Below are 20,978 nucleotides of genomic sequence, written 5' to 3'. Positions count from 1 at the left end.
CGGTGGTGGTCGAGGGCGAGCGGCGGGCCACGCTCGCGATGGTTGCCGAATCGTGCGGTGTCTCGCTGCCGACCGTCTCCAAGGTGCTCAACGGCCGCGCCGATGTCGCCAGCGCCACCCGGGCCCGGGTCGAAGAGGCGTTGCGGGCACACAACTACAGCCCGCCGGGTGCCCGCAGCCGCGGCACGTCCGCGCCGGTCCGCAGCGTCGAGCTGGTCTTCGACGACATCATCAGCCCGTACGCGACCGAGGTCCTGCACGGCGTCACCGACGGCGGCGACGAGCTCGGCGTCGACGTGGTCGTGCGCCGGCTGCCCACGCTGACCGAGTCCCCGCCGCGCACCGAGGCGGCCTGGGTCCGCCGGCTCACCGACGCCGGCCGCAAGGGGCTCATCGTGGTCACCTCGGAGCTGACCTCGCGCCAGCTCGCCGCCTTCGACCGCGCGGGGCTCTCGCTCGTCGTCATCGACCCGGTCAACCTGCCGCGCACCGACGTGGTCAGTGTCGGCGCGACCAACTGGAGCGGCGGCCTGGAGGCCACCGACCACCTGATCCGGCTCGGCCACCGGCGGATCGGCTTCATCGGCGGTCCGGTCGCGTCCTCACCGAGCCGGGCCCGGCTGCACGGCTACCGGGCGGCGCTGGAGAACGCGGGCATCCGCTCCGACCCGGCGCTGATCCGCAACGGCTCGTTCGACTTCCCGTCCGGGCTGCTGCTCGGCGGCGAGCTGCTCGACTCCGGCGACCCACCGACCGCGGTGTTCGCGGCCAGCGACCCCACCGCCATGGGCGTGTTCGCCGCCGCCGTCGCGCGCGGCCTGAGGGTGCCCGAGCGGCTCAGCATCGTCGGCTTCGACGACACCTACCTGACCGTGATGTCGACGCCGGCCCTGACCACGGTGCGGCAACCGTTGCGGGACATGGGCCGGGTCGCCCTGCGTACCCTGTTGCGGTTGATCGCGGGTGAGCCACTGGACTCGCACCACGTGGAGCTGGCCACGAAGCTGGTCATCCGCGAGTCGACCGCACCGCCCGCCTAGGCCAGCCGCGCGGTCGAGCCGCGGACGATCAGCTCGGTCGCCAGCTCGACGTGGTGGGAGTCGAGCTTCTCCCCGGCGGCCAGCCGCAGTGCGGTGCGCAGAGCCACGCCGCCCATCTCGCGCAAGGGCTGCCGCACCGTGGTGAGCGGCGGCGAGGAGAGGCGGGCGACCTCGGTGTCGTCGAAGCCGACCACGCTGAGGTCGTCGGGCACCCGGAGCCCGCGGGCCCGGGCTGCCTCGATCACGCCGGCCGCGGTCTCGTCGCTGCCCGCGAACACGGCGGTCGGCCGGTGCGGCAGGTCGAGCAGCGCGGCGCCGCCCGTGATGCCGTCCTGGTAGCGGAAGTCGCCCGTGTGCTGGTATTCGTCGGGCACCGGCACCCCGGCCGCCTCCAGCGCGGCCCGGTAACCGTGCATCCGGGCCTGGTTGCAGGCCGACCGGGTCGAGCCGCCGACATAGCCGATCCGCCGGTGGCCCAGCGCCAGCAGGTGTTGCGCGGCGGCCATGCCACCCGCGAAGTTGGTCGAGCCGACGCTGGTGACCCGGTCGCGCTGGAGGTTGAGCGGGTCGATGACGACGAGCGGCAGGTGGGCGCGGGACAGCGCGGCCAGGTCGGCCGAGGTCAGCTCGTCGACCACCGCGATCACCGCACGCCGGCCGGCGGCGGCCAGGTCGCGGGCCCAGCCGCGCGGGCGGCTGGCGTCGGCGCCGGCCGCGGTCCGCGGCCGGGTGCTGATGACCACCGCGACACCGGCTTCGCCACCCGCGCCGAGCACACCTTGGATGATCTCGGTCGAGTACGCGTTGAGCTCGCCCTTGAAGATCAGCTCGATGCGGGCCGTGGCCGGGCTTCCCTTGGCCGCCGGCGACCGCCGGCCGATGTAGTCGTGCTGTTCGAGCAGCGACTCCACCAGCGCGCGGGTCTCCGGACCGACGTCGGAACGTCCGTTGACCACCTTGGACACAGTGGTCACCGAGACGCCGGCCGACCTGGCGACCGTAGCCAGCGTCGCGCGGCCAACCTTGGGCGGCACGGACCTTCCTCCCATCACGGACCAGCGTCACCAGGGACCGGCGCGATCTCGACCGGTGTGTCGAAGTGCCGGTCGTGCCCGACGACGCGGGTCGGGCCGACGAGCCGTACCGTACCGTGCAGCGGCAGGTCGGCAGCGGACGTGCCGACGAGCACGTCGATGTCGCCCGCCTCGACGATCCGGCGCAGGTCGCGGCCGGCGAACGCGGTGCGGTCGGTGTGCACCTGGAAGCGCACGTCGGCGGCCGCGCCCGGCGCCAGGTCGACCCGGGCGAACCCGACCAGCTGTTTGACCGGACGGACTACCTGGGCGACCAGGTCGTGCAGGTAGAGCTGGACCACCTCGGTGCCCGCCCGGTCGCCGGTGTTGCGGACCCGCGCGGCGACCGTGAACTCGCCGTCCGTCGGCACCGTCGGTGCCGAGATCCGCAGGTCGTCGACCGCGAACGTCGTGTACGAGCGCCCGTGTCCGAAGGGGAACAGCGGCGTCGGGTCGAGGCTGCTGATGTCGGTGCTCTCGGCACCCAGCGGCGGCTGGAGGTAGGTGCCCGGCTGGGCGCCCGGCCCGCGCGGCACCTGCACCGGCAGCTTGCCGGTGGGCTGCACCCGGCCGGAGAGCACGCCGGCGATCGCCGCGCCGCCCTCCTCACCGGGCATGAACGCCTGCACCAGCCCGGCGGCCCGCCCGTGCACGTCGCCGAGCGCGTACGGCCGGCCGGAGACCACGACGACGACCACCGGGGTGCCGGTGTCCAGCAGCTCCGCCAGGAGCTCGCCCTGCACGCCGGGGAGCCGCAGGTCGGGGGCGTCGCAGCCCTCACCGGACGTGCCGTGCGCGAACAGGCCGGCGATGTCGCCGACGAACGCCACGCACACGTCGGCGTCACGGGCGGCGGCGACAGCGGCCGCGAAGCCCGACCGGTCGTCGCCCTCGATCTCGCAGCCGGCGACATGCGATATGTCCACATCGGGCAGTTCGGCGCGCAGGGCGTCGAGCACGGTCGGCACCTCGATGCCGAGGCCCAGCCCGGGGTGCCGGGGCAGCACGTGGTTGGGGAACGCGTAGCAACCCATGAACGTGCGCGGCTCGGCGGAGCAGGGGCCGACCACCGCCAGCCGACCGGTGGCCGGCAACGGCAGCACGCTGCCCGGGTCGAGCAGCACGACCGAGCGCTCGGCGATCTCCCGGGCCAGCGCCCGGTTGGCGGCGGAGTCCAGCTCGACAGTGGCGGCGCCGAGAACCGAGCTCTCGGGAGTCCACTCTGGATCGAGCAGGCCGAGATCGGCCTTCTGGGTGAGCAGCCGGCGGGCGGCCTGGTCGACCAGCTCCTCGGGCACCTCGCCGGCCCGCACCTTGGCCAGCAGCGCCGCGCCGTAGCCGATGGTGTCGGGCAGCTCGACGTCGATGCCGGCGGCCAGGGCCAGTGCGCCGGCCTCCGCGTCGTCGGCGGCGATGTGGTGCATGGTCGCGAGGAACGGCACGGCCCAGTAGTCGGAGACCACCGTGCCGGCGAAGCCCCACGCGTCGCGGAGCACCTCCGTGAGCAGCCAGCGGTCGGCGCCGGCGGGCACGCCGTCGACGTCCGAGTAGGAGTTCATCACCGAGCCGGCGGCCGCGGTGGCGACCGCCGCCTCGAACGGCGGCAGGATCACGTCGATCAGCTCGCGCCGGCCCATCGAGACGGGGCCGTGGTTGCGGGCGCCGCGGGAGGCCGAGTAGCCGGCGAAGTGCTTGAGCGTGGCGATCACGCCGGCGCTCTGGAGGCCGCGAACGTAGGCGGAGCCCAGCATCGAGACCAGGTAGGGGTCTTCGCCCATCGTCTCCTCGACCCGGCCCCAGCGGTAGTCGCGCACGACGTCGAGCACCGGCGACAGTCCCTGGTGGACGCCGACCGCGGCCATGTCGCGGCCGATCGCGGCGGCCATCCGCTCGACCAGGTCGGGCGAGAAGGTGGCGGCCCAGGCGATCGCGGCCGGGTAGACGGTGGCGCCGTAGGTGGTGAACCCGGTCAGGCACTCCTCGTGCACGAGCGCCGGAATGCGCAGCCGGTGCGAGTCGAGCACGACGTGGTGCTGGCGCACGAGCTCGGCCGCGCCCTCGGCGGCGGTGACCGGCGCGCTGCCGTAGACCCGGGTGAGGTGGCCGAGCCCGTGCCGGCTGGCCTCGTCGAGCGGCTTGTCGCCGGCGGAGAACACGTCCTGCATGGGCGCCACGTTGTGGTCGGGCGCGAAGACCTGCTCGGCCTCGTCCTCGTTGAGGTCCTTGCGCAGCCATCGGCTGCCCAGTTGGGCGAGCTTCTCCTCGAGGGTCATCGCGGCCAGGAGCAGCTCGACCCGGTCGGCGACCGGCCGGCTGACGTCGTGCCAGGGCTGCGTCTCGACCTCTACGGGCTGAGTTGCCACGGGGCGTGCCTCCTTTGCGCAAGATAGGGGTTGGTCTTCGAAACTTTCGAAGTTTCCGGTGCTCGCGGCCTACCGGCCAAGCCTTGCGCTGGCCTTACTTTCGCCGATCAGAACGTCGGCATCAAGCCCTTGACAGGCCGATGACGGAATCCTACGTTGACTTGAAAATTCTACGTTAATTTGCGAGATCACCGGCCGAAAATTCCCTGCCACGGCATCCCCCTGCTTGGCCGTGGGAGCGCTCCCTCATGGCCGGTGACCCCTCGTGCTACTCGCCCGATCGAAACGCCGCGGCTGTCGCGGCACACGAGTACGGAGGTCAGCGTGGAGCGCAGCATCCTGTCCCGGCGGAATTTTCTAGGTCTTTCCATGGGCGCGGCCGCCGGCGTCGCGCTCGCCGGCTGTGGCAGTTCCGGACCCGGCACCAGCACCGGAGGCGGTAGCAGCGCCGGTTCGGCCAGCTACTGGTTCCTGACCGGCGCACCTGGTGAGGGCATCCGCACCAACACCGTCAACCGCTTCAACCAGGCGAACCCCAACAGCAAGATCACCGCGACGACGTTCCAGAACGACGCGTACAAGACGAAGATCAAGACGGCGATCGGTGCCGGCCAGGCGCCGAGCATCATCTGGGGCTGGGGCGGCGGCACGTTGCGCACGTACGCCCAGGCCGGTCAGGTCGAGGACCTGACCTCGTGGTTCGGCGAGAACGCGGCGGTCAAGGACCGGCTGTTCCCGTCGTCGTTCGGCGCGGCCACCATCGACGGCAAGATCTACGCGATGCCGGCCGAGACGGTCCAGCCGATCGTCCTGTTCTACAACAAGCGCGCGTTCGAGAAGATCGGCGCCGAGCCCCCGCAGACCTGGGGCGACGTGATGGACCTCGTGCCCAAGTTCAACGCCAAGAACATCGCGCCGTTCTCGCTCGGCGGCCAGTCGCGCTGGACCAACATGATGTGGCTCGAGTTCCTCTTCGACCGCCTGGGCGGCAGCGAGGTCTTCCAGGCCGTGTTCGACGGCCAGAAGGACGCCTGGTCGAACCCGGCGTCGATCCAGGCGCTGACGATGGTGCAGGACCTGGTCAAGGCCAACGGCTTCATCAAGGGCTTCTCGTCGATCACCGCCGACTCCAACGCTGACCAGGCATTGCTCTACACGGGCAAGGCGGCGATGATGCTGCACGGCACCTGGACGTACGGCGGCATGGCGGCGGACGGAGGTGACTTCGTGTCCAGCGGCAGCTTGGGCTACATGAACTTCCCGCCGATCGACGGCGGCAAGGGCGACGTGTCCGACACGGTCGGCAACCCCGGGCAGTACTACTCCATCTCCTCGAAGGCCACGGCCGAGCAGAAGGAGACCGCGAAGAAGTTCTTCAAGGAAGCGGTGCTCGCCGACGCCGAGGTCAAGGAATGGGTCGACGCCGGCGCCGTCCCGATCGTCAAGGGCACCGAGAGCGCGTTCGGCGCGTCCAAGGATGCCGACTTCCTCAAGTTCGTCTACAACACCTCGGCCAACGCCAAGACCTTCGCGCAGTCGTGGGACCAGGCGCTGAGCCCGACCGCGGCGGAGAAGCTGCTCGACAACATCGCGCAGCTCTTCCAGCTGAAGATCTCGCCCGAGAAGTGGGCGGAGAACATGAACGGGGTCATCGGGCAATGACATCTCTCGCTCCGCCCGCCCCGCGGGGGAGAACCACGACCTCCGCCCAGGGCGGGCGGAGCGGGTCCGTCGCCTGGCTGGCCGCACCCGCGTTCCTGATGTTCCTGGCGTTCGCCGTCGTCCCGCTGATCGGCGTGCTGGTGCTCAGCTTCACGCAGTGGGACGGCATCGGCGACATCCACGCGGCGGGCTTCGACAGCTGGCGCAGCGTGCTGAGCGACCCGGGCCTCGTACACGCGCTCTGGGTCACGTTCCTGATCATGGCTTTGTCCTGGGCGTTCCAGACCCCGCTGAGCCTGCTGATCGGGGTCTACCTGGCGGCACAGAGCCGCTATCGCGAGATCCTCGCGGTGATCTACTTCGTGCCCCTGCTGCTCAGCTCCGCCGCCCTGGCCATCACGTACAAGGCCCTGCTCGACCCGAACTTCGGGCTCGGCGCGGGGCTCGGCATCCCGTTGCTGCAACAGGACTGGCTGGGCCGCGACAACCTGGCGCTCGGCGTGCTGGTGTTCGTGGTCTCCTGGCAGTTCATCCCCTTCCACTCGCTGATCTACCAGAGCGCCGTGCGGCAGATCCCGAAGACGATGTTCGAGGCGTCCGAGATCGACGGCGCGGGCCGGTTGCGGCAGTTCTTCAGCATCACGCTGCCCCAGCTCAAGTACACGGTCATCACGTCGTCGACGCTGATGGTGGTCGGCTCGCTGACCTTCTTCGACCTGATCTTCGTGCTCACCGGCGGCGGGCCGGGAGATGCCACCCGGGCGCTCGCGCTCGACATGTACAAGCGGGGATTCCAGGCCAGCCTGATGGGTCCGGCGAGCGCGATCGCGGTGATCCTGGTGCTGGTCGGCCTCGGCCTCGCGTTGCTGTTGCGGCGCATCGGCGGCCGCGACGCGACCGAGAGCCAGATGGAAGGCGTGTGACGTGGCGACGACTCTGACGACAGCTCCCGGCCAGACGGCCGCGCCCCGCACACCGCAGCGGGCCGGCTCCGGGCGCCGGCGCATGCGGTTCAACCTGCCGGCCGGTTTCGCGGGGCTGATCTGGCTGGCGATCGTGGTGATCCCGCTCTACTGGATCCTCATCACCAGCCTCAAGACGCAGGCCAACTACTTCCTGACCAACCCGTTCGTGCCGCCGACCGATCCGACCCTCGACAACTACCGGATGGTCATCGAGGCCGACTTCGTCCGCTACTTCTTCAACAGCGCGATCGTGACGGCTGGCGCGGTCATCCCGGCGGTGCTCATCTCGTTCATGGCGGCGTACGCCATCGTCCGGGCCAGCAACCGCAGCCGGTTCCTGCGCTCGGTGAACGCGGTGTTCCTGATGGGTCTGGCGATCCCGCTGCAAGCGGTGATCATCCCGGTCTACCTGATCATCATCCGGCTCAAGATGTACGACACCCTGCTGGCGATCATCCTGCCCTCGATCGCGTTCGCCATCCCGCTGTCGGTGCTGGTGCTCTCCAACTTCATCCGGGACGTGCCGCGCGAGCTGTTCGAGTCGATGCGGATGGACGGCGCTTCGGAGTGGGGCACGCTCTGGCACCTGGCCTTCCCGTTGATCCGGCCGGCGCTGGTCACCGTCACCATCTACAACGGACTGTCCATCTGGAACGGATTCCTGCTGCCGCTGATCCTGACCCAGAGCCCGACCCAGCGCACCCTGCCGCTGGCGCTCTGGACCTTCCAGGGGCAGTACAGCATCAACGTGCCGGCGGTGCTCGCGTCGGTGGTGCTGACCACGCTGCCGATCCTGGCGCTCTACGTGGTGGGGCGGCGCCAGCTGCTCGGCGGCCTGACGGCCGGTTTCAGCAAGTAACGCGAGGTTCAACCTCTTCGCGGCGGGTATCCGGCACCTCAAGGACCGGATTTTCGCCGCGAAGGGGACATCGTGACCACCACAGCGACTCTCGCCGACCTGTCCACCGCCCGAGACGTGGCCCGGCAGCTCCGGGTCGACTCGGTGCGGGCCAGCACGAGCGCCGGCTCCGGCCATCCCACGTCGAGCATGTCGGCCGCCGACCTGCTCGCCGTGCTGGTCACCCGGCACCTGCGCTACGACTGGGACAGCCCGGAGAGCGACGCCAACGACCACCTGATCTTCTCGAAGGGCCACGCCTCACCGCTGCTGTACGCCGTCTACAAGGCGGTGGGCGTGGTCTCCGACGCGGAGCTGATGTCGGGTTACCGCCGGTTCGGGCAGCGGCTGCAGGGCCATCCGACGCCGGTGCTGCCCTGGGTCGACGTGGCCACCGGCTCGCTCGGCCAGGGGCTGCCGGACGGGGTCGGCGTCGCGCTGGCCGGGCGCTACCTGGACGAGGTGCCGTACCGGGTGTGGGTGCTCTGCGGCGACAGCGAGATGGCCGAGGGCTCGATGTGGGAGGCGCTCGACAAGGCCGCCTACTACCGGCTGTCCAACCTCGTGGCGATCGTCGACGTCAACCGGCTCGGCCAGAGCGGCCCGACCGAACTGCAATGGGACCTCGACGCGTACGCCCGGCGGGCATCGGCGTTCGGCGCCCGGGTGCTGACGATCGACGGGCACGACCTCGAGGAGATCGACGAGGCGCTGCGGTCGGCGACCGATCGCACGGACGACCGCCCGACCGTGATTCTCGCCCGCACCCTCAAGGGGCGTGGCTTCAGCGAGGTCGAGAACATGGAGGGGTGGCACGGCAAGCCGCTGCCCAAGGAGATGGCCGACCGGGCGATCCGCGAGCTGGGCGGTTCCAGCGACCTGGTCGTGCGCGGGCCGGTGCCGGTGGACGAGGCGCCGGTGTCCCGGTACACGACGGGTGCTTCGTTGCCCAGCTACGCGGTCGGAGACAAGATCGCGACCCGCCGGGCGTACGGGGACGCGCTCACCGCGCTCGGCGGTGGCAACAGCCGGATCGTGGCGCTGGACGGCGAGGTCGGCAACTCGACGTTCTCGGAGGAGTTCGCGAAGGCGTTCGGTGACCGGTACTTCGAGATGTACATCGCCGAGCAGCAGATGATCGCGGCGGCGGTCGGGCTCAGCGTGCGGCACTACATCCCGTTCGCCTCGACGTTCGCCGCGTTCCTGTCCCGGGCGTACGACTTCATCCGGATGGCGTCGATCTCGCGCGCCGACATCCGGCTGGTCGGCTCGCACGCGGGGGTGGAGATCGGCGCCGACGGGCCGTCCCAGATGGCGCTCGAGGACCTGGCGATGCTGCGCGCGGTGCAGGGGTCGACGGTGCTCTACCCCAGTGACGCGGTCAGCACCGCGTCGCTCGTCGCGGCCATGGTCGAACTCGACGGGGTCAGCTACCTGCGGACGACGCGGGGCGCGTACCCCGTGCTCTACGAGAACGACTCGTCTTTCCCGGTCGGCGGCAGCAAGGTGCTCCGCTCGGGGCCCTCGGACGCGGTCACGCTCGTGGGCGCCGGAGTCACGCTGCACGAGTGCCTGGCGGCGGCCGCTCTGTTGGAGTCGGAGGGCATCGCCGCGCGGGTGATCGACCTCTACTCGGTCAAGCCGGTCGACACCGCGACGCTCAGCGAGGCGGTGGCCGCGACCGACGGCCGGATCCTCGTCGCCGAGGACCACCATCCCGAGGGCGGGCTCGGGTCGGCGGTCGCCGAGGCGCTGCTCGCGGCCGGCACGCCGTCGGTGCGTTTCACGCACCTGGCGGTGCGTGACCTGCCGGGCTCGGGCTCGACCGCGGAACAGCTCGCGGCGCAGGAGATCGACGCTGACCACATCGCGGCGGCGGCCCGGGCGCTGGTGAGCTAGTTGTTCCGTTACGTGTGCAGGTGGCGCTGCCAGTCCTTGGGGACCTGGCCCTTGGGGCCGGGCACCGGCTGGTCGAGCGGGTGGCTGTCGGGCCCGGCGAGCTCCGGACCGTCGAGGAACTCGTTGGTGCGGTAGTCGTAGAACCAGTCCTCGCCGGGTTCGAACGACTGGATGATCGAGTGTTGGTCGCTGGTCGCGTGCGCGGTGGCGTGCTGGGCCGGCGAGTTGTCACAGCAGCCGATCTGGCCGCAGGTGGCGCAGCGCCGCAGATGCAGCCACCAACCTCCGCTGGCCAGGCAGTCCGCGCAGCCGGCACCGGACGGGGGCACTTCGGGTCGGACGAGTGGTTCGGTCACGATTCCTCCTCGGTGATCCTCGGCCTCTAGGTTTACCCGCATCGGGTCGGCTTTCACGTGAGTACTCGATCACTCCGCGTAAGATCGCCGGGTGAGCGATCTGCTCAACAGCCTGGTCGACCAGCGCGCGATCCTCGTCTACGTGATCGTCGGCCTCGTCGTGTTCGCCGAGGACGCGTTGTTCTTCGGCTTCATCCTGCCCGGCGAGACGGCGGCGATCCTCGGCGGTGTCGCGGCCAGCCTCGGGCACGTCTCGGTGCTCTGGATGAGCGTGATCGTCGTGGTGGCGGCGATCCTGGGCGACACGGTGGGCTACGAGATCGGCTCGCGCTGGGGTTATCGGCTGCTGGGGGTGAAGTGGCTGCGGAAACGCGAGAAACAGGTGGAGTCGGCCCGCTCGTTCCTGGCGCGACGCGGCGGGCCGGCGGTCTTCTTCGGCCGGTTCATCGCGTTCCTGCGGGCCTTCGTGCCGTTCCTGGCGGGGGTCTCCCACATGCACTACCGGCGGTTCCTGGCCTACAACGCGGCGGGCGGCCTGGTCTGGGGCGCCGGGTCGGTGCTGCTCGGCTATCTGGCCGGCAACTCGTACGAGATGATCGAGGGCACTGTCGGCAAATGGGGCGCGATCGCCGTGGCCGCGGTCGTGGTGGCCGCGCTGATCGCGTGGGCGGTCTACCGCCGGGTCCGGGAGCACCGGGGTCGTTAAGTCCGGGTTAGTGAGCCTTCGCCGCGGCGAGCTTGAGGGCCGCGGTCAGGTCGGCCGCGGTCAGGGCCCCCTCCGGGTCGATCAACCACTGAATCGCCAGCCCCGCCAGCAGGGCCTGCGCCAGACCGCCGAGCAGTCGGGCCTCCTCGCCGTCCGCACCCCCGCCCACCAGGCCCGCGAGCTCAGCGCGGCCCTGGCGCTGGCCCGCGACCAGGAACTCGTGGATCTCCGGCAGGCGGTCCACCTGGCCCGCCAGCTCGAACTGGGTCGTCCAGAGCGGCCGCTGGTCGCGCACGGACGCGATGACCGCGGCCCAGACCGCCTCGGTCGACCCGTCGGTCGCCCGCAGCGTGGTGGACAGCTCCGCGCCCCACTCCGCCAGCGCCTCCATCAGGGCCTGGTTGAGCAGCTCCCGGGTCGAGCCGAAGTGGTAGCCGATCGCCGCCAGTGAGACCCCGGCCGCCGTGGCGATGTCGCGGGCCGTGGTGCGGGTGTAGCCGATGTCGTGCAGGCACGCCTTGGCCCCGGCGATCAGGCTTTCCCGGTTTCCCATGCGGGGATTGTACAAGTGTGCAAAACCTCGGAACCGCCTTGGTGCACGAGTTGTAACTGGCGGCCGGGCTCTGTGACCATAGGGAGCATGACCGAGGAGTGCACCGCGCGTGAGGTGCTCGACCGGGTCGGCAGCAAGTGGAGCATCGCGATCATCGTGGCCGCGGCGCAGGGGCCCGTGCGGTTCACCGAGCTCGAGCGGTCCATCGCCGGGATCAGTCGGCGGATGCTGGCGCTCACCCTGCGGAACCTCGAGCGCGACGGCCTGCTGACGCGCACCGTCTTTCCGACCGTTCCGCCGCGGGTCGAATACCTGGCGACGGATCTGTCCCGCGAGATCTACGACGCGCTGGTCACGCTGACCACCTGGGCCGAGCGGCACCGGGCGGAGATCGCTCTGGCGCGGGCCGCGTACGACCGGCGGGCTCTCGAATGAGCTTGGAGCTGGCCGCCGACTGCACCCGCTGCGTCGGCCTGTGCTGCGTGGTTCCCGCGTTCGCCAAGTCCGTCGACTTCGCTATCGACAAGCCGGCCCGGCAGCCCTGCCCGAACCTCGGGCAGGACTCGCGGTGCGGGATCCACGCCAAGCTGCGTACGGAAGGGTTCCGCGGCTGCACCGTCTACGACTGCTTCGGCGCCGGCCAGCACCTCACCCAGGCGACCTTCGGCGGCGCTGACTGGCACGAAAGACCGGACCTCGCCGACGAGATGTTCAACGCTTTCCCGGTCATGCGCGAGCTGCACGAACTGCTCTGGTACCTGACCGCCGCGCTCGCGCTGAAGCTACCGGACAAGCAGCACAAGGCCCTCGAAGAGGCACACCAACGGATCGTCGCGCTCACCGACGGGGACGAGCTGGCCAAGCTGGACCCGGCACCCCATTGGGCGGCCGTCAACGACCTGCTGATCCGGGCGAGTGCGGCCGTCCGCGCGAAAGCGCCGGGCCCGCGCCGCGAGCACCGGGGCGCGGACCTGGTCGGCAAGGACCTGCGGCGCACCGACCTGCGGGCGGCCAACCTGCGCGGCGCCTACCTGATCGGCGCCGATCTGCGGAAAGCCGACCTGGGCTGGGCCGACCTGATCGGCGCCGATCTGCGCGACGCCGACCTGCGCGGCGCCCGCCTGCGCACCGCGCTGTTCCTCACGCGGGCCCAGGTGGACTCCGCGAAAGGCGACGGGGCGACGGCGCTGCCACCCGGGCTGCGCCGCCCGCCCCACTGGCCGAGCTAGCTGAGCTGCTCGGCCACCTCGAACTGCACCGCGCCGTTGGCGTCGACGGCGGCGTCCAGCGATTTGTCGTCGAGCACCCGTGCGGCCTCGCCGTCGAGGAAGAGCCGGGCGCCGGACTGGTCGACGACCTGGTCGCCTTCCTGGGGCGAGGTGGCCAGGCTCATGGTCAGCGCGCCCTGCGTCGGGTCGGACGCGATGCGCACACCGGCGCCGTCCGGCAGGTTCTGCTGGCCGGTGAGGTCACGGATGACCGCTACGGCGTTGTCAGTCACTGCGAGCATGGTGAAACCCTCCAGATTTGCGGCAGGGGAGAAGTTGAGACCGCAACTGACAGGGCCGTTCCTCACGGCAGGCGGGTCTGCGGCCGTCCATGACCCACGTAACCCTCCGCTGCCGGATCCCGCAACCCGAACGCGACTTATTCTGGCCTCATGAACCCGTTGCCCGGCTCTGTATCGATCCGTGAGGTCGCACCCCGAGATGGCCTCCAGAACGAGGATCCGGTGCCCACCGCGGCCAAGATCGAGCTGTTGGACGCGCTGTCCGGCACGGGCGTACGGCGGATCGAGGCGGTCTCGTTCGTGCACCCCAAGGCGATTCCCCAGATGGCCGACGCCGACCAGGTGTGGGCCCAGGTGCGCAAGTCGCCGGCCGTCCGATATTCGGCCCTCGTGCCCAACTCGCGCGGCGCCCAGCGAGCCTTGGCGGCCGGGTTCACCGAGGTCGAGGTGGTCGTCTCGGCGAGTGACACGCACAACAAGCGCAACGTCAACCGCTCCACCGGTGAGTCGCTCGACGACATCGCCGCGTTGATCGACGAGTTGCACGGTGCGGGCGCCAGCGCCGAGGTGATCATCGCGACCAGCTTCGGCTGCCCCTTCGAGGGCGACGTCGACCCGAAGCGGGTCGCCGACATCGTCGACCGGGTGGTCGCCGACGGTGCCGACCGGATCGCGTTCGGCGACACCACCGGCATGGCCACCCCGCGGCGGGTGACCGAGGTGGTCACCCTGGTCCGCGAGCGCCAGCCGGACATCCCGGTGCTGCTGCACTTCCACAACACCCGGGGTACGGCGCTGGCCAACATCCTGACCGCCATGGACCTGGGCATCACCGAGTTCGACGCGAGCGTGGGCGGGCTGGGCGGCTGCCCGTACGCGCCCGGCGCCACCGGCAACGTCGCCACCGAGGAGGTGGTGCACATGCTGGCGGACATGGGCATAGACACCGGCATCGACCTCGACGCGCTGATCGAGGCGGCGGCGCTGGCCCAGCGGGTGGTGGGCCGCGAGCTGCCGTCGGGGGTGCTGCGCGCGGGGCCGCGTACCCGGCTCGCCTCGTGAACCCGGAAGAGCTGGTGCACCTGCGCCGCTCCCGGGACATGATCGACCGGGAGTACGCGCGCCCGCTCGACGTGCCGGCGCTCGCACGAGCGGCCCTGATGTCGCCGTCGCACTTCTCCCGGCAGTTCCGCGCGGCGTTCGGTGAGTCGCCGTACCAGTACCTGATGACCCGGCGGATCGAGCGCGCCCAGGCGTTGCTCCGGCGCGGGGACCTGTCGGTCACCGAAGTCTGCGTCGCGGTCGGTGCCACCTCGCTCGGCTCGTTCAGCGCCCGGTTCACCGAGCTCGTCGGCCAGAGCCCGTCGGCGTACAAGGCCCGGGACCACGCTCCGCTGGCGGCGGTGCCGGCCTGCTTCGCCCAACGGCTGACGCGGCCGACTCGAGCACGAACGGAGAAGCGCTCCGCCGCCGCCCGGGCCTAGCGTCAGTGGCATGAACCTTTCGCTTTCGCACTGCTTCGTCACCGTCGACGACCAGGAGAAGACGCTCGCGTTCTATCGCGACGTGCTGGGGCTCGAGGTGCGCAACGACGTCGACATGACCGACTGGGGCATGCCCTGGCGCTGGCTCACCGTCGGCGCGCCGGGCCAGCCCGGCATCGAGATCGGGCTGGACACGATCGCCTCGAAGGCGCCCGCCGACCAGCCGGCGCTGCGGGAATTGATGGCCAAGGGCGCCCTGAGTGCGTTGATCTTCGACACCGACGACTGCGACGCGGCGTTCGAGAAGATCCGCGGGTCCGGCGCCGAGGTGCTGCAGGAGCCGATCGACCAGCCCTACGGGGTGCGCGACTGCGCGTTCCGCGACCCGTCGGGCAACATGGTCCGCTTCAGCCAACGACGTGGGTGATTCCGCTTGCTCTGCTTCCATATACGCATCGATGCGTATATGGAAGCAGAGCAAAGCGATCAAACGAGACCGGCCACGGCCCGCTTCGTGAGTACGCCGGCCAGGTGGCGCCGGTAGTCGGCGCTGCCCAGCAGGTCGTCGCTCGGGTTGGTGCCCTCGGCCACCCGGGCCGCCGCGGCGCCGATCGCCTCGCGGCTGTCGGCGCCGGCCAGCGCCTGTTCCGTCGCGGTCGCCCGCAGCGGCGTCGAGGCCATGTTGGTCAATCCGACCCGGGCCTCGGCGATCGAGCCGTTCTCCCGCCGGACCATGGCGGCCACGCCGACCAGGGCCCAGCCCTGCGCGACGCGGTTGAACTTCTGGTAGCTGCCGACCCAGGCGCCCTGCTTCGGCACCCGCACCGAGACCAGCACCTCGTCGGCCGCGACGGCGCTGGTCAGGTAGTCGACGAAGAACTCGCTCGCCGGCACGACCCGCCGGCCGCCGGGGCCGGCGATCTCCATCGAGGCGCCGAGCACCAACGCCACCGCCGGCAGGTCGCCGGCCGGGTCGGCGTGGGCCAGCGAGCCCGCGAACGTGCCGCGGTGGCGCACCTGCCGGTCGGCCACCGTCTCGGTGGCCGACACGAGCAGCGGCAGGTGCTCGTTGACCAGCGGGTCGCGGAGCACGGCGGCGTGGGTGACCATCGCGCCGATGACCAGCGCGTCGCCGTCGTCGCGGACCTCCCGCAACGACGCGATGCCGCCGAGGTCGACCAGCGTGCTCGGCGCCGCGAACCGCATCCGCAGCAACGGGATCAGGCTCTGCCCGCCGGCGATCACCTTGGCGTCCTCGCCGGCCTCCGCCAAAACCCCGACCGCCTCGTCGACCGTGGTCGGCGCGGCGTAGTCGAACGACGGTGGGATCATGCCGCACCTCCCTGGACGGCGCGCCAGACCCGCTCCGGCGTGCACGGCATCGCGATGTCGTTGACACCCATCGGGCGCAGCGCGTCGACGATCGCGTTGACGACCGCCGGTGTCGAGGCGATGGTGCCCGCCTCACCGACGCCCTTCGTGCCCAGTGGATGGTCGGGTGCCGGGCTCTCGGTGCGGTCGGTGACGAACGCCGGCAGGTCGGCCGCCGTCGGCAGCGTGTAGTCGACGAACGTGCCGGTCATCAGGTTGCCGTCGGCGTCGTACACGGCCTCCTCGAAGAGGGCCTGTGCGATGCCCTGCGCGATGCCACCGTGCACCTGCCCGTCGACGATCAGCGGGTTGATCACCCGGCCGATGTCGTCGACCGCGACGTATTTGCGGATCGTCACGCTGCCGGTCTCGGTGTCGACCTCCGTCGCGCACAGGTGGGTGCCGTGCGGGAACGAGAAGTTGACCGGGTCGTAGACCGCGTCGGCGTCGAGCGTCGGCTCGATGCCGTCGGGCAGGTCGTGTGCCGCGAACACGGCCAGCGCACAGTCGGCCAGCGACTTGCCGCCGTCCGGGTTGCCGCGCACGCGGAACTGGCCGCCGGTGAACTCGAGGTCGGCCGGGTCGCACTCGAGCATGTGCGCCGCGATCGGCTTCGCGTTCTCGATCACCTTCTGACAGGCGTTGTAGAGCGCGATGCCGCCGACCGCGAGCGACCGCGAGCCGTAGGTGTCGAGCCCCTTGTAGGAGGTGCGGGTGTCGCCGTGCAGCACCTCGACGTCGTCGAAGGCGACGCCGAGCTGGTCGGCGACGATCTGGCTCCACGCCGTCTCGTGCCCCTGGCCGTGCGGCGACGTGCCGGTGACCACCTCGACCCGGCCGGTGGGCAGCATGCGTACGCTCGCCGTCTCCCAACCGCCGGCGCCGTAGCGCAGCGCGCCGAGCACCCGGGACGGCGCGAGGCCGCACATCTCGGTGTAGGTCGAGATGCCGATGCCGAGCTGCACGCTGTCGCCGCTGTCGCGCCGGGCCTGCTGCTCCTGGCGCAGCTCGTCGTACCCGAAGAGCTCCTTGGCCCGGTCGGTGGCCTTCGCGTAGTCACCCGAGTCGTACGCCAGCCCGCACACGGTCGTGAACGGGAACTCGTCGGCGTTGATCCAGTTGCGCGAACGCACCTCCAGCGGGTCCAGGCCGAGCTCGACGGCGAGCTCATCCATGATCCGTTCGATCGCGTACGTGGCCTCGGGCCGGCCGGCGCCGCGGTAGGCGTCGGTGATCGTGGTGTTGGTGAAGACCCCACTGCATTCGAAGCGGTACGCGGGGAACTTGTAGATCGCGTTGTACATGAACGCGCCCAGGATCGGCACGCCCGGACCGACCAGGCCCATGTAGGCGCCCATGTTGGCCAGCAGCTTGACCCGCAGCCCGGTGACGGTGCCGTCGCGCCGGGCGGCCAGCTCGATGTCCTGGATCACGTCGCGGCCGTGGTGGGCCGAGACCAGGCTCTCGGAGCGGGACTCCGTGTATTTCACCGGCTTGCCGAGCCGCTTGGCCGCGACGAACGCGATCAGCTCCTCGGGCGTGACCTGCAGCTTGCCGCCGAAGCCGCCACCGACGTCGGGCGCGATCACCCGGACCTTGTGCTCCGGAGTGCCGGTCACCACGGCGAGCAGGAAACGCAGGATGTGCGGGATCTGGGTGGCCGACCACATCGTGTAGACGTCGCCGGTCGGGTCGACGACCACGCTGCGGGGCTCCATGAACGCGGGAATCAGCCGCTGCTGCACGTAGCGGCGGCGGATGACCACCTCGGCGTCGTCGATCGCGGCTCCGGCGTCGCCGCCGGTGCCCGCCTCGGCCGAGTCGAACACCCAGGTGTAGCCCTTGTTGGTGCCCTTGCCGGCGTGGACCAGGTCGGCGCCCTCGGCGATCGCCTGCTCCATGTCGAGCACCGCGGGCAGCGGCTCGTAGTCGACCTCGATCGCGGCGATGGCGTCCAGCGCCGCCGCCCGCGACCGGGCGGCGACCACGGCCACCGCCTCGCCCATGAAGCGCACCTCGTCGACCGCGATGGGCGGCCGGTCGGGGTGCACCATGTCTTCGGTGACCGGCCAGGCGCAGGGCAGCGAGCCCTGCACGTCGGCCACGTCGCGCCCGGAGAACGCGGCGACCACGCCCTTGGTCTCCAGCGCCGGTGACACGTCGATGCTGGTGATCCGGGCGTGCGCCAGCGGGCTGCGCAGGATCGCCAGGTGCAGCATGCCGGGCAGGGTGACGTTTTCCGTCCACGTGGTGCGCCCGGTGATCAGCCGGGCGTCTTCCTTGCGCCGCCGGGGGCTGCCGATCTCGGTGGTGGTCATCGGTTCTCCCTCACGGCACCGGCTGCGGGATGGTCTCGTCGGGCACGCTCTGGCGGGGCAGGCCCGAGTCGGGCGTCTGGTCCTCACCGGCCAGTTGCGACGGTGGGGCCGGCTCGGCCTCGGCCCTGCCGTGCCGGATCTCCTCGCTCGCCGCGCGTACCGCCCGGACGATGTTCTGGTAGCCCGTGCACCGGCAGAGGTTGCCTTCCAGGCCTTCGCGGATCTCCTGCTCGCTGGGGTCGGAGTTCTCCCGCAGCAGGTCGACCGCGGCCATGATCATGCCCGGCGTGCAGAACCCGCATTGCAGGCCGTGCGCTTCGTGGAACGCCCGTTGGACGGGGTGCAGTGTGTTGTCGGGGCCGGACAGCCCTTCGATGGTGGTGATCTCGCGGTCGGCGGCCTGTACGGCCAGGACGGCACAACTCTTGACGCCCTGCTGGTGCCCGTCGGCGTCGCTCATCAGCACGGTGCACGCGCCACAGTTGCTGGTGTCGCAACCGACGACGGTGCCGACCTTGCCGAGACTCTCGCGTAGGTGATGGACGAGCAGGGTGCGTGGTTCGACGTCGTCCTCGTAGTCGACACCGTCGACCTTGATCGATACCCGGGTCATCAAGCCTCCCGGCTTGCTCCACTGCGGCCGGTGGGGGCCGGCACGCATGCTCAACTGCGGGGTTCGGTTGACCTCAGCCAAGCTCTTCATGAGCGACACCGCAAGAGCTGGGTGTGAAATGGACCACGCTATTTCGCGATGACCCGCACGAGTTCGTCGAGCGCTTCGAGGGTGTGGCCCGCGACGAAATCGTCGAGATGGGGCAAAGCCGCTGCCATCCCGCCGGCCAGCGGCGCGAAGCCCGCCTTGCCGCGGTGCGGGTTGACCCAGACCAGCCGGTACGCGAGCCGGCCCAGCCGGTGTGTCTGGGCGGCCAGCGCGGCGGGGTCGCCCCGCTCCCAACCGTCGCTGAACACCACGACGACCGCGCCCCGGGCGGTGCCGCGCTGCCCCCAACGGTCCAGGAAGGCCTTGAGCGCGTCGGCCAGGCGGGTTCCGCCGTGCCAGTCGGGGATGGCGACCGAGGCGGCGTGCAGGGCCGCGTCCGGGTCCCGGTGGCGCAGCGCGCGGGTGACCCGGGTCAGCCGGGTGCCGAGCGTGAACACCTCGGTGCCGGTCGGGCGCCGGCGCACGGCGGCGTGTGCGAAACGCAGCAGCGCGTCCGCGTACGGGCTCATCGAGCCGGACACGTCGACCAGCAGCACGAGGCGCCGGGGGCGGTGGCTCCGGCGCCGGCGGGCCAACCGGGTCGGCTCGCCGCCGTGCCGCAGCGCCGCGCGGACCGTCCGGGTCGGATCGATGTCGCCACCGCCGGCCGGGCGGCGCCGCCGGCTGCGGCGCAGCGCGGTCTGGGGCCCCAGCAGCGCCAGCAGCCGCCGCACCTCGTCGCGTTCGAGCGGGGTGAGCAGGGCGAAGTCGCGCTGGCGGAGGATCTCGACGGCGCTGGCCGACAGGCCGAGGACCAACGACTCGTCGTCGGTGGACTCGCCCGGCGGACCCGACGTGTAGGGCGCCGCGATGCTGGGCGGCGTCGGCGTCGGGTTCATGATCGTCCCGCCGGCCGGTCGGTGCCCGCCGAAGTACGCGACGAATGCCGCGTCGTAGATCGCCAGGTCGTCCGGCTCGGCGCAGAGCGTCTGCCGGCCGGCCCAGTAGATGCTGGTCGCCGTCACCTCGCCGAGGGCGTCGACCGCGCGCACCGTCGTCTGCACCCGGTCGGGGCCGGCGTCGACGCCGGCGTGCCGGAGCGTCCGCGCGAACCCGACCAGCAGCGCGGTCACGTCGAGGGTCATTGCCTGCCGGCAACCAGTAGGTTGTCGAGACCGTTGGCCCGGACCCGGGTGACGTCCTCGCGGTACTTGAGGACCGCGCCGAGCGTGGCCGCAGCGAGCTCCGGGTCGAGGGACCGTGCTCCCAGCGCGACCAGCGCGCCGGCCCAGTCGATCGACTCGGCCACGCCGGGCGGCTTGATCAGATCGAGCTCGCGCATCCGGCCCGCCGCGGTCGCGACCTCCGCGGCGAGTCGCTCGGTGACCTCCGGCAGCCGCTCCCGCAGGATCGCCACCTCCCGGTCGAAGCCCGGGTGCTCGACCCAGTGATAGAGGCAGCGGCGCTTGAGCGCGTCGTGCACCTCGCGCGTGCGGTTGCTGGTCAGCACGGTGAGCGGCGGCGTCTCGGCGGCGATCCGGCCGAGCTCGGGCACCGTGATCGCGGCCTCCGCGAGCACCTCCAGCAGGAACGCCTCGAACTCGTCGTCAGCCCGGTCGACCTCGTCGACCAGCAGCACACACGGGCTGCTCTCCAGCGCCCGCAGCAGCGGACGGGCGATCAGGAACCGCCGGTCGTAGAGGCCGGCCTCGATCGCGGCGGCGTCGACCGGCGCGCCGGTGGCGGTGGCGGCCGCGGTCGCGGCCGCCTCGGCGGCCCGCAGGTGCAGGATCTGCCGGGGGAAGTCCCAGTCGTAGAGCGCCTGCGCCGCGTCGAGCCCCTCGTAGCACTGGAGCCGGACGAAGGTGGCCCCGGTCGCGGCCGCCAGCGCCTGCGCGAACGAGGTCTTGCCCACGCCGGCCTCGCCCTCGAGGAACAGCGGACGCCCGAGCTTCATGGCGAGAAAGCCGGCGGTCGCGAGACCTTCGTCGGCGAGGTAACCCGTGGACGCCAGCTTGTCGGCCAGAGCGCCGGGGGAGTCGGGCAGCGAGGTCGTCACGTCGTCAACCTATGCCATGCG

21 protein-coding genes are annotated in these 20,978 nt (G+C 71.2%); 11 read left to right on the top strand and 10 right to left on the bottom strand.

Features of this window, described 5'->3' with window-relative positions:
- Positions 1–2 precede the first annotated feature (2 nt).
- Positions 3–1,040, top strand: a complete 1,038-nt coding sequence (locus CHC05_RS09785; protein WP_245870746.1) for a LacI family DNA-binding transcriptional regulator — start codon at positions 3–5, stop codon at positions 1,038–1,040.
- On the opposite strand, the gene CHC05_RS09780 is transcribed toward CHC05_RS09785, so the two are convergent.
- On the bottom strand, positions 1,037–2,074 hold the full coding sequence (locus CHC05_RS09780; RefSeq protein ID WP_245870745.1) for a substrate-binding domain-containing protein: 1,038 nt from the start codon (positions 2,072–2,074) through the stop codon (positions 1,037–1,039). The genes CHC05_RS09785 and CHC05_RS09780 overlap by 4 nt on opposite strands.
- Positions 2,075–2,088: 14 nt before the next feature.
- Positions 2,089–4,476 carry a glycoside hydrolase family 3 N-terminal domain-containing protein gene (locus CHC05_RS09775; RefSeq protein WP_245870744.1) on the bottom strand — a complete coding sequence of 796 codons (2,388 nt, stop codon included), beginning with the start codon at positions 4,474–4,476 and terminating at the stop codon, positions 2,089–2,091.
- 324 nt (positions 4,477–4,800) lie between these two features.
- On the opposite strand from CHC05_RS09775, the gene CHC05_RS09770 reads away from it, so the two are divergent.
- The 4 genes from CHC05_RS09770 (at position 4,801) to CHC05_RS09755 (ending at position 9,900) form a co-directional block, all read left to right on the top strand.
- Entirely contained in the window at positions 4,801–6,138 is a 1,338-nt protein-coding gene (locus CHC05_RS09770; protein WP_245870743.1) for an extracellular solute-binding protein, read from the top strand.
- Positions 6,135–7,061: a carbohydrate ABC transporter permease gene (locus tag CHC05_RS09765; RefSeq protein ID WP_089246962.1), complete on the top strand. Its 927-nt coding sequence runs from the start codon at positions 6,135–6,137 to the stop codon at positions 7,059–7,061. Before CHC05_RS09770 ends, CHC05_RS09765 begins: the two co-directional genes overlap by 4 nt.
- Before the next feature lies 1 nt (position 7,062).
- Entirely contained in the window at positions 7,063–7,962 is a 900-nt protein-coding gene (locus CHC05_RS09760; RefSeq protein WP_245870742.1) for a carbohydrate ABC transporter permease, read from the top strand.
- A gap of 72 nt (positions 7,963–8,034) precedes the next feature.
- Positions 8,035–9,900, top strand: coding sequence for a transketolase (locus CHC05_RS09755; RefSeq protein WP_245870741.1), 1,866 nt, complete (start codon positions 8,035–8,037; stop codon positions 9,898–9,900).
- A gap of 8 nt (positions 9,901–9,908) precedes the next feature.
- On the opposite strand, the gene CHC05_RS09750 is transcribed toward CHC05_RS09755, so the two are convergent.
- Positions 9,909–10,256 (bottom strand): UBP-type zinc finger domain-containing protein, encoded by a 348-nt coding sequence (locus CHC05_RS09750; RefSeq protein WP_245870740.1) that lies wholly within the window; start codon positions 10,254–10,256, stop codon positions 9,909–9,911.
- 91 nt (positions 10,257–10,347) lie between these two features.
- Here CHC05_RS09750 and CHC05_RS09745 point away from each other — a divergent pair, with 91 nt between their 5' ends.
- Positions 10,348–10,962: a DedA family protein gene (locus CHC05_RS09745; protein WP_089246958.1), complete on the top strand. Its 615-nt coding sequence runs from the start codon at positions 10,348–10,350 to the stop codon at positions 10,960–10,962.
- 7 nt (positions 10,963–10,969) lie between these two features.
- Here the strand turns inward: CHC05_RS09745 and CHC05_RS09740 are convergent, their stop codons facing one another.
- Complete coding sequence (locus tag CHC05_RS09740) at positions 10,970–11,515, bottom strand: TetR/AcrR family transcriptional regulator (RefSeq protein ID WP_089246956.1); 546 nt, start codon at positions 11,513–11,515, stop codon at positions 10,970–10,972.
- A gap of 87 nt (positions 11,516–11,602) precedes the next feature.
- Here CHC05_RS09740 and CHC05_RS09735 point away from each other — a divergent pair, with 87 nt between their 5' ends.
- Together CHC05_RS09735 and CHC05_RS09730 are read left to right on the top strand one after the other, a co-directional pair.
- Positions 11,603–11,950, top strand: coding sequence for a winged helix-turn-helix transcriptional regulator (locus CHC05_RS09735; RefSeq protein WP_089246954.1), 348 nt, complete (start codon positions 11,603–11,605; stop codon positions 11,948–11,950).
- Positions 11,947–12,744 carry a pentapeptide repeat-containing protein gene (locus CHC05_RS09730; protein WP_089246952.1) on the top strand — a complete coding sequence of 266 codons (798 nt, stop codon included), beginning with the start codon at positions 11,947–11,949 and terminating at the stop codon, positions 12,742–12,744. The genes CHC05_RS09735 and CHC05_RS09730 overlap by 4 nt, the downstream gene beginning before the upstream one ends.
- Here the strand turns inward: CHC05_RS09730 and CHC05_RS09725 are convergent.
- Positions 12,741–13,025, bottom strand: coding sequence for an adhesin (locus CHC05_RS09725; protein ID WP_089246950.1), 285 nt, complete (start codon positions 13,023–13,025; stop codon positions 12,741–12,743). The genes CHC05_RS09730 and CHC05_RS09725 overlap by 4 nt on opposite strands.
- A 159-nt stretch (positions 13,026–13,184) precedes the next feature.
- On the opposite strand from CHC05_RS09725, the gene CHC05_RS09720 reads away from it, so the two are divergent.
- From CHC05_RS09720 to CHC05_RS09710, 3 genes are read left to right on the top strand one after another with little or no spacing between them, the layout of a single operon-like run.
- Entirely contained in the window at positions 13,185–14,087 is a 903-nt protein-coding gene (locus tag CHC05_RS09720) for a hydroxymethylglutaryl-CoA lyase (RefSeq protein ID WP_179266129.1), read from the top strand.
- Positions 14,088–14,125: 38 nt separating this feature from the next.
- A complete protein-coding gene (locus CHC05_RS09715; protein ID WP_218824508.1) occupies positions 14,126–14,509 on the top strand; it encodes a helix-turn-helix transcriptional regulator in 384 nt (127 codons plus the stop codon).
- A gap of 10 nt (positions 14,510–14,519) precedes the next feature.
- The gene (locus tag CHC05_RS09710) at positions 14,520–14,936 is read left to right on the top strand and encodes a VOC family protein (RefSeq protein ID WP_089246944.1); all 417 of its coding nucleotides are present in this window, start codon (positions 14,520–14,522) and stop codon (positions 14,934–14,936) included.
- A 59-nt stretch (positions 14,937–14,995) separates the two neighbouring features.
- On the opposite strand, the gene CHC05_RS09705 is transcribed toward CHC05_RS09710, so the two are convergent.
- The 5 genes from CHC05_RS09705 to CHC05_RS09685 form a co-directional block, all read right to left on the bottom strand.
- Positions 14,996–15,841 carry an FAD binding domain-containing protein gene (locus CHC05_RS09705; RefSeq protein WP_089246942.1) on the bottom strand — a complete coding sequence of 282 codons (846 nt, stop codon included), beginning with the start codon at positions 15,839–15,841 and terminating at the stop codon, positions 14,996–14,998.
- Positions 15,838–18,198 carry a xanthine dehydrogenase family protein molybdopterin-binding subunit gene (locus tag CHC05_RS09700; RefSeq protein WP_089246940.1) on the bottom strand — a complete coding sequence of 787 codons (2,361 nt, stop codon included), beginning with the start codon at positions 18,196–18,198 and terminating at the stop codon, positions 15,838–15,840. Before CHC05_RS09700 ends, CHC05_RS09705 begins: the two co-directional genes overlap by 4 nt.
- Positions 18,199–18,208: 10 nt before the next feature.
- The gene (locus CHC05_RS09695) at positions 18,209–18,811 is read right to left on the bottom strand and encodes a (2Fe-2S)-binding protein (RefSeq protein ID WP_089246938.1); all 603 of its coding nucleotides are present in this window, start codon (positions 18,809–18,811) and stop codon (positions 18,209–18,211) included.
- Between the two features lie 128 nt (positions 18,812–18,939).
- A complete protein-coding gene (locus tag CHC05_RS09690; RefSeq protein ID WP_089246936.1) occupies positions 18,940–20,043 on the bottom strand; it encodes a vWA domain-containing protein in 1,104 nt (367 codons plus the stop codon).
- On the bottom strand, positions 20,040–20,957 hold the full coding sequence (locus CHC05_RS09685) for an AAA family ATPase (protein WP_245870739.1): 918 nt from the start codon (positions 20,955–20,957) through the stop codon (positions 20,040–20,042). The genes CHC05_RS09690 and CHC05_RS09685 overlap by 4 nt, the downstream gene beginning before the upstream one ends.
- Positions 20,958–20,978 lie beyond the last annotated feature (21 nt).

This window comes from Asanoa hainanensis, assembly GCF_900188485.1.
Classification (GTDB): domain Bacteria; phylum Actinomycetota; class Actinomycetes; order Mycobacteriales; family Micromonosporaceae; genus Asanoa; species Asanoa hainanensis.
The sequence above is the reverse complement of the archived record's forward strand: the minus strand, read 5'-3'. Positions and strand labels throughout refer to the sequence as shown.

Excerpts from the sequence above, each read along its gene's own strand:
- CHC05_RS09735 (WP_089246954.1), top strand. The coding sequence starts at position 11,603 with ATGACCGAGGAGTGCACCGCGCGTGAGGTGCTCGACCGGGTCGGCAGC.
- CHC05_RS09730 (WP_089246952.1), top strand. The coding sequence starts at position 11,947 with ATGAGCTTGGAGCTGGCCGCCGACTGCACCCGCTGCGTCGGCCTGTGC.
- CHC05_RS09695 (WP_089246938.1), bottom strand. The coding sequence starts at position 18,811 with ATGACCCGGGTATCGATCAAGGTCGACGGTGTCGACTACGAGGACGAC.
- CHC05_RS09725 (WP_089246950.1), bottom strand. The coding sequence starts at position 13,025 with ATGCTCGCAGTGACTGACAACGCCGTAGCGGTCATCCGTGACCTCACC.
- CHC05_RS09690 (WP_089246936.1), bottom strand. The coding sequence starts at position 20,043 with ATGACCCTCGACGTGACCGCGCTGCTGGTCGGGTTCGCGCGGACGCTC.
- CHC05_RS09700 (WP_089246940.1), bottom strand. The coding sequence starts at position 18,198 with ATGACCACCACCGAGATCGGCAGCCCCCGGCGGCGCAAGGAAGACGCC.
- CHC05_RS09765 (WP_089246962.1), top strand. The coding sequence starts at position 6,135 with ATGACATCTCTCGCTCCGCCCGCCCCGCGGGGGAGAACCACGACCTCC.
- CHC05_RS09705 (WP_089246942.1), bottom strand. The coding sequence starts at position 15,841 with ATGATCCCACCGTCGTTCGACTACGCCGCGCCGACCACGGTCGACGAG.
- CHC05_RS09710 (WP_089246944.1), top strand. The coding sequence starts at position 14,520 with ATGAACCTTTCGCTTTCGCACTGCTTCGTCACCGTCGACGACCAGGAG.
- CHC05_RS09740 (WP_089246956.1), bottom strand. The coding sequence starts at position 11,515 with ATGGGAAACCGGGAAAGCCTGATCGCCGGGGCCAAGGCGTGCCTGCAC.
- CHC05_RS09715 (WP_218824508.1), top strand. The coding sequence starts at position 14,126 with ATGATCGACCGGGAGTACGCGCGCCCGCTCGACGTGCCGGCGCTCGCA.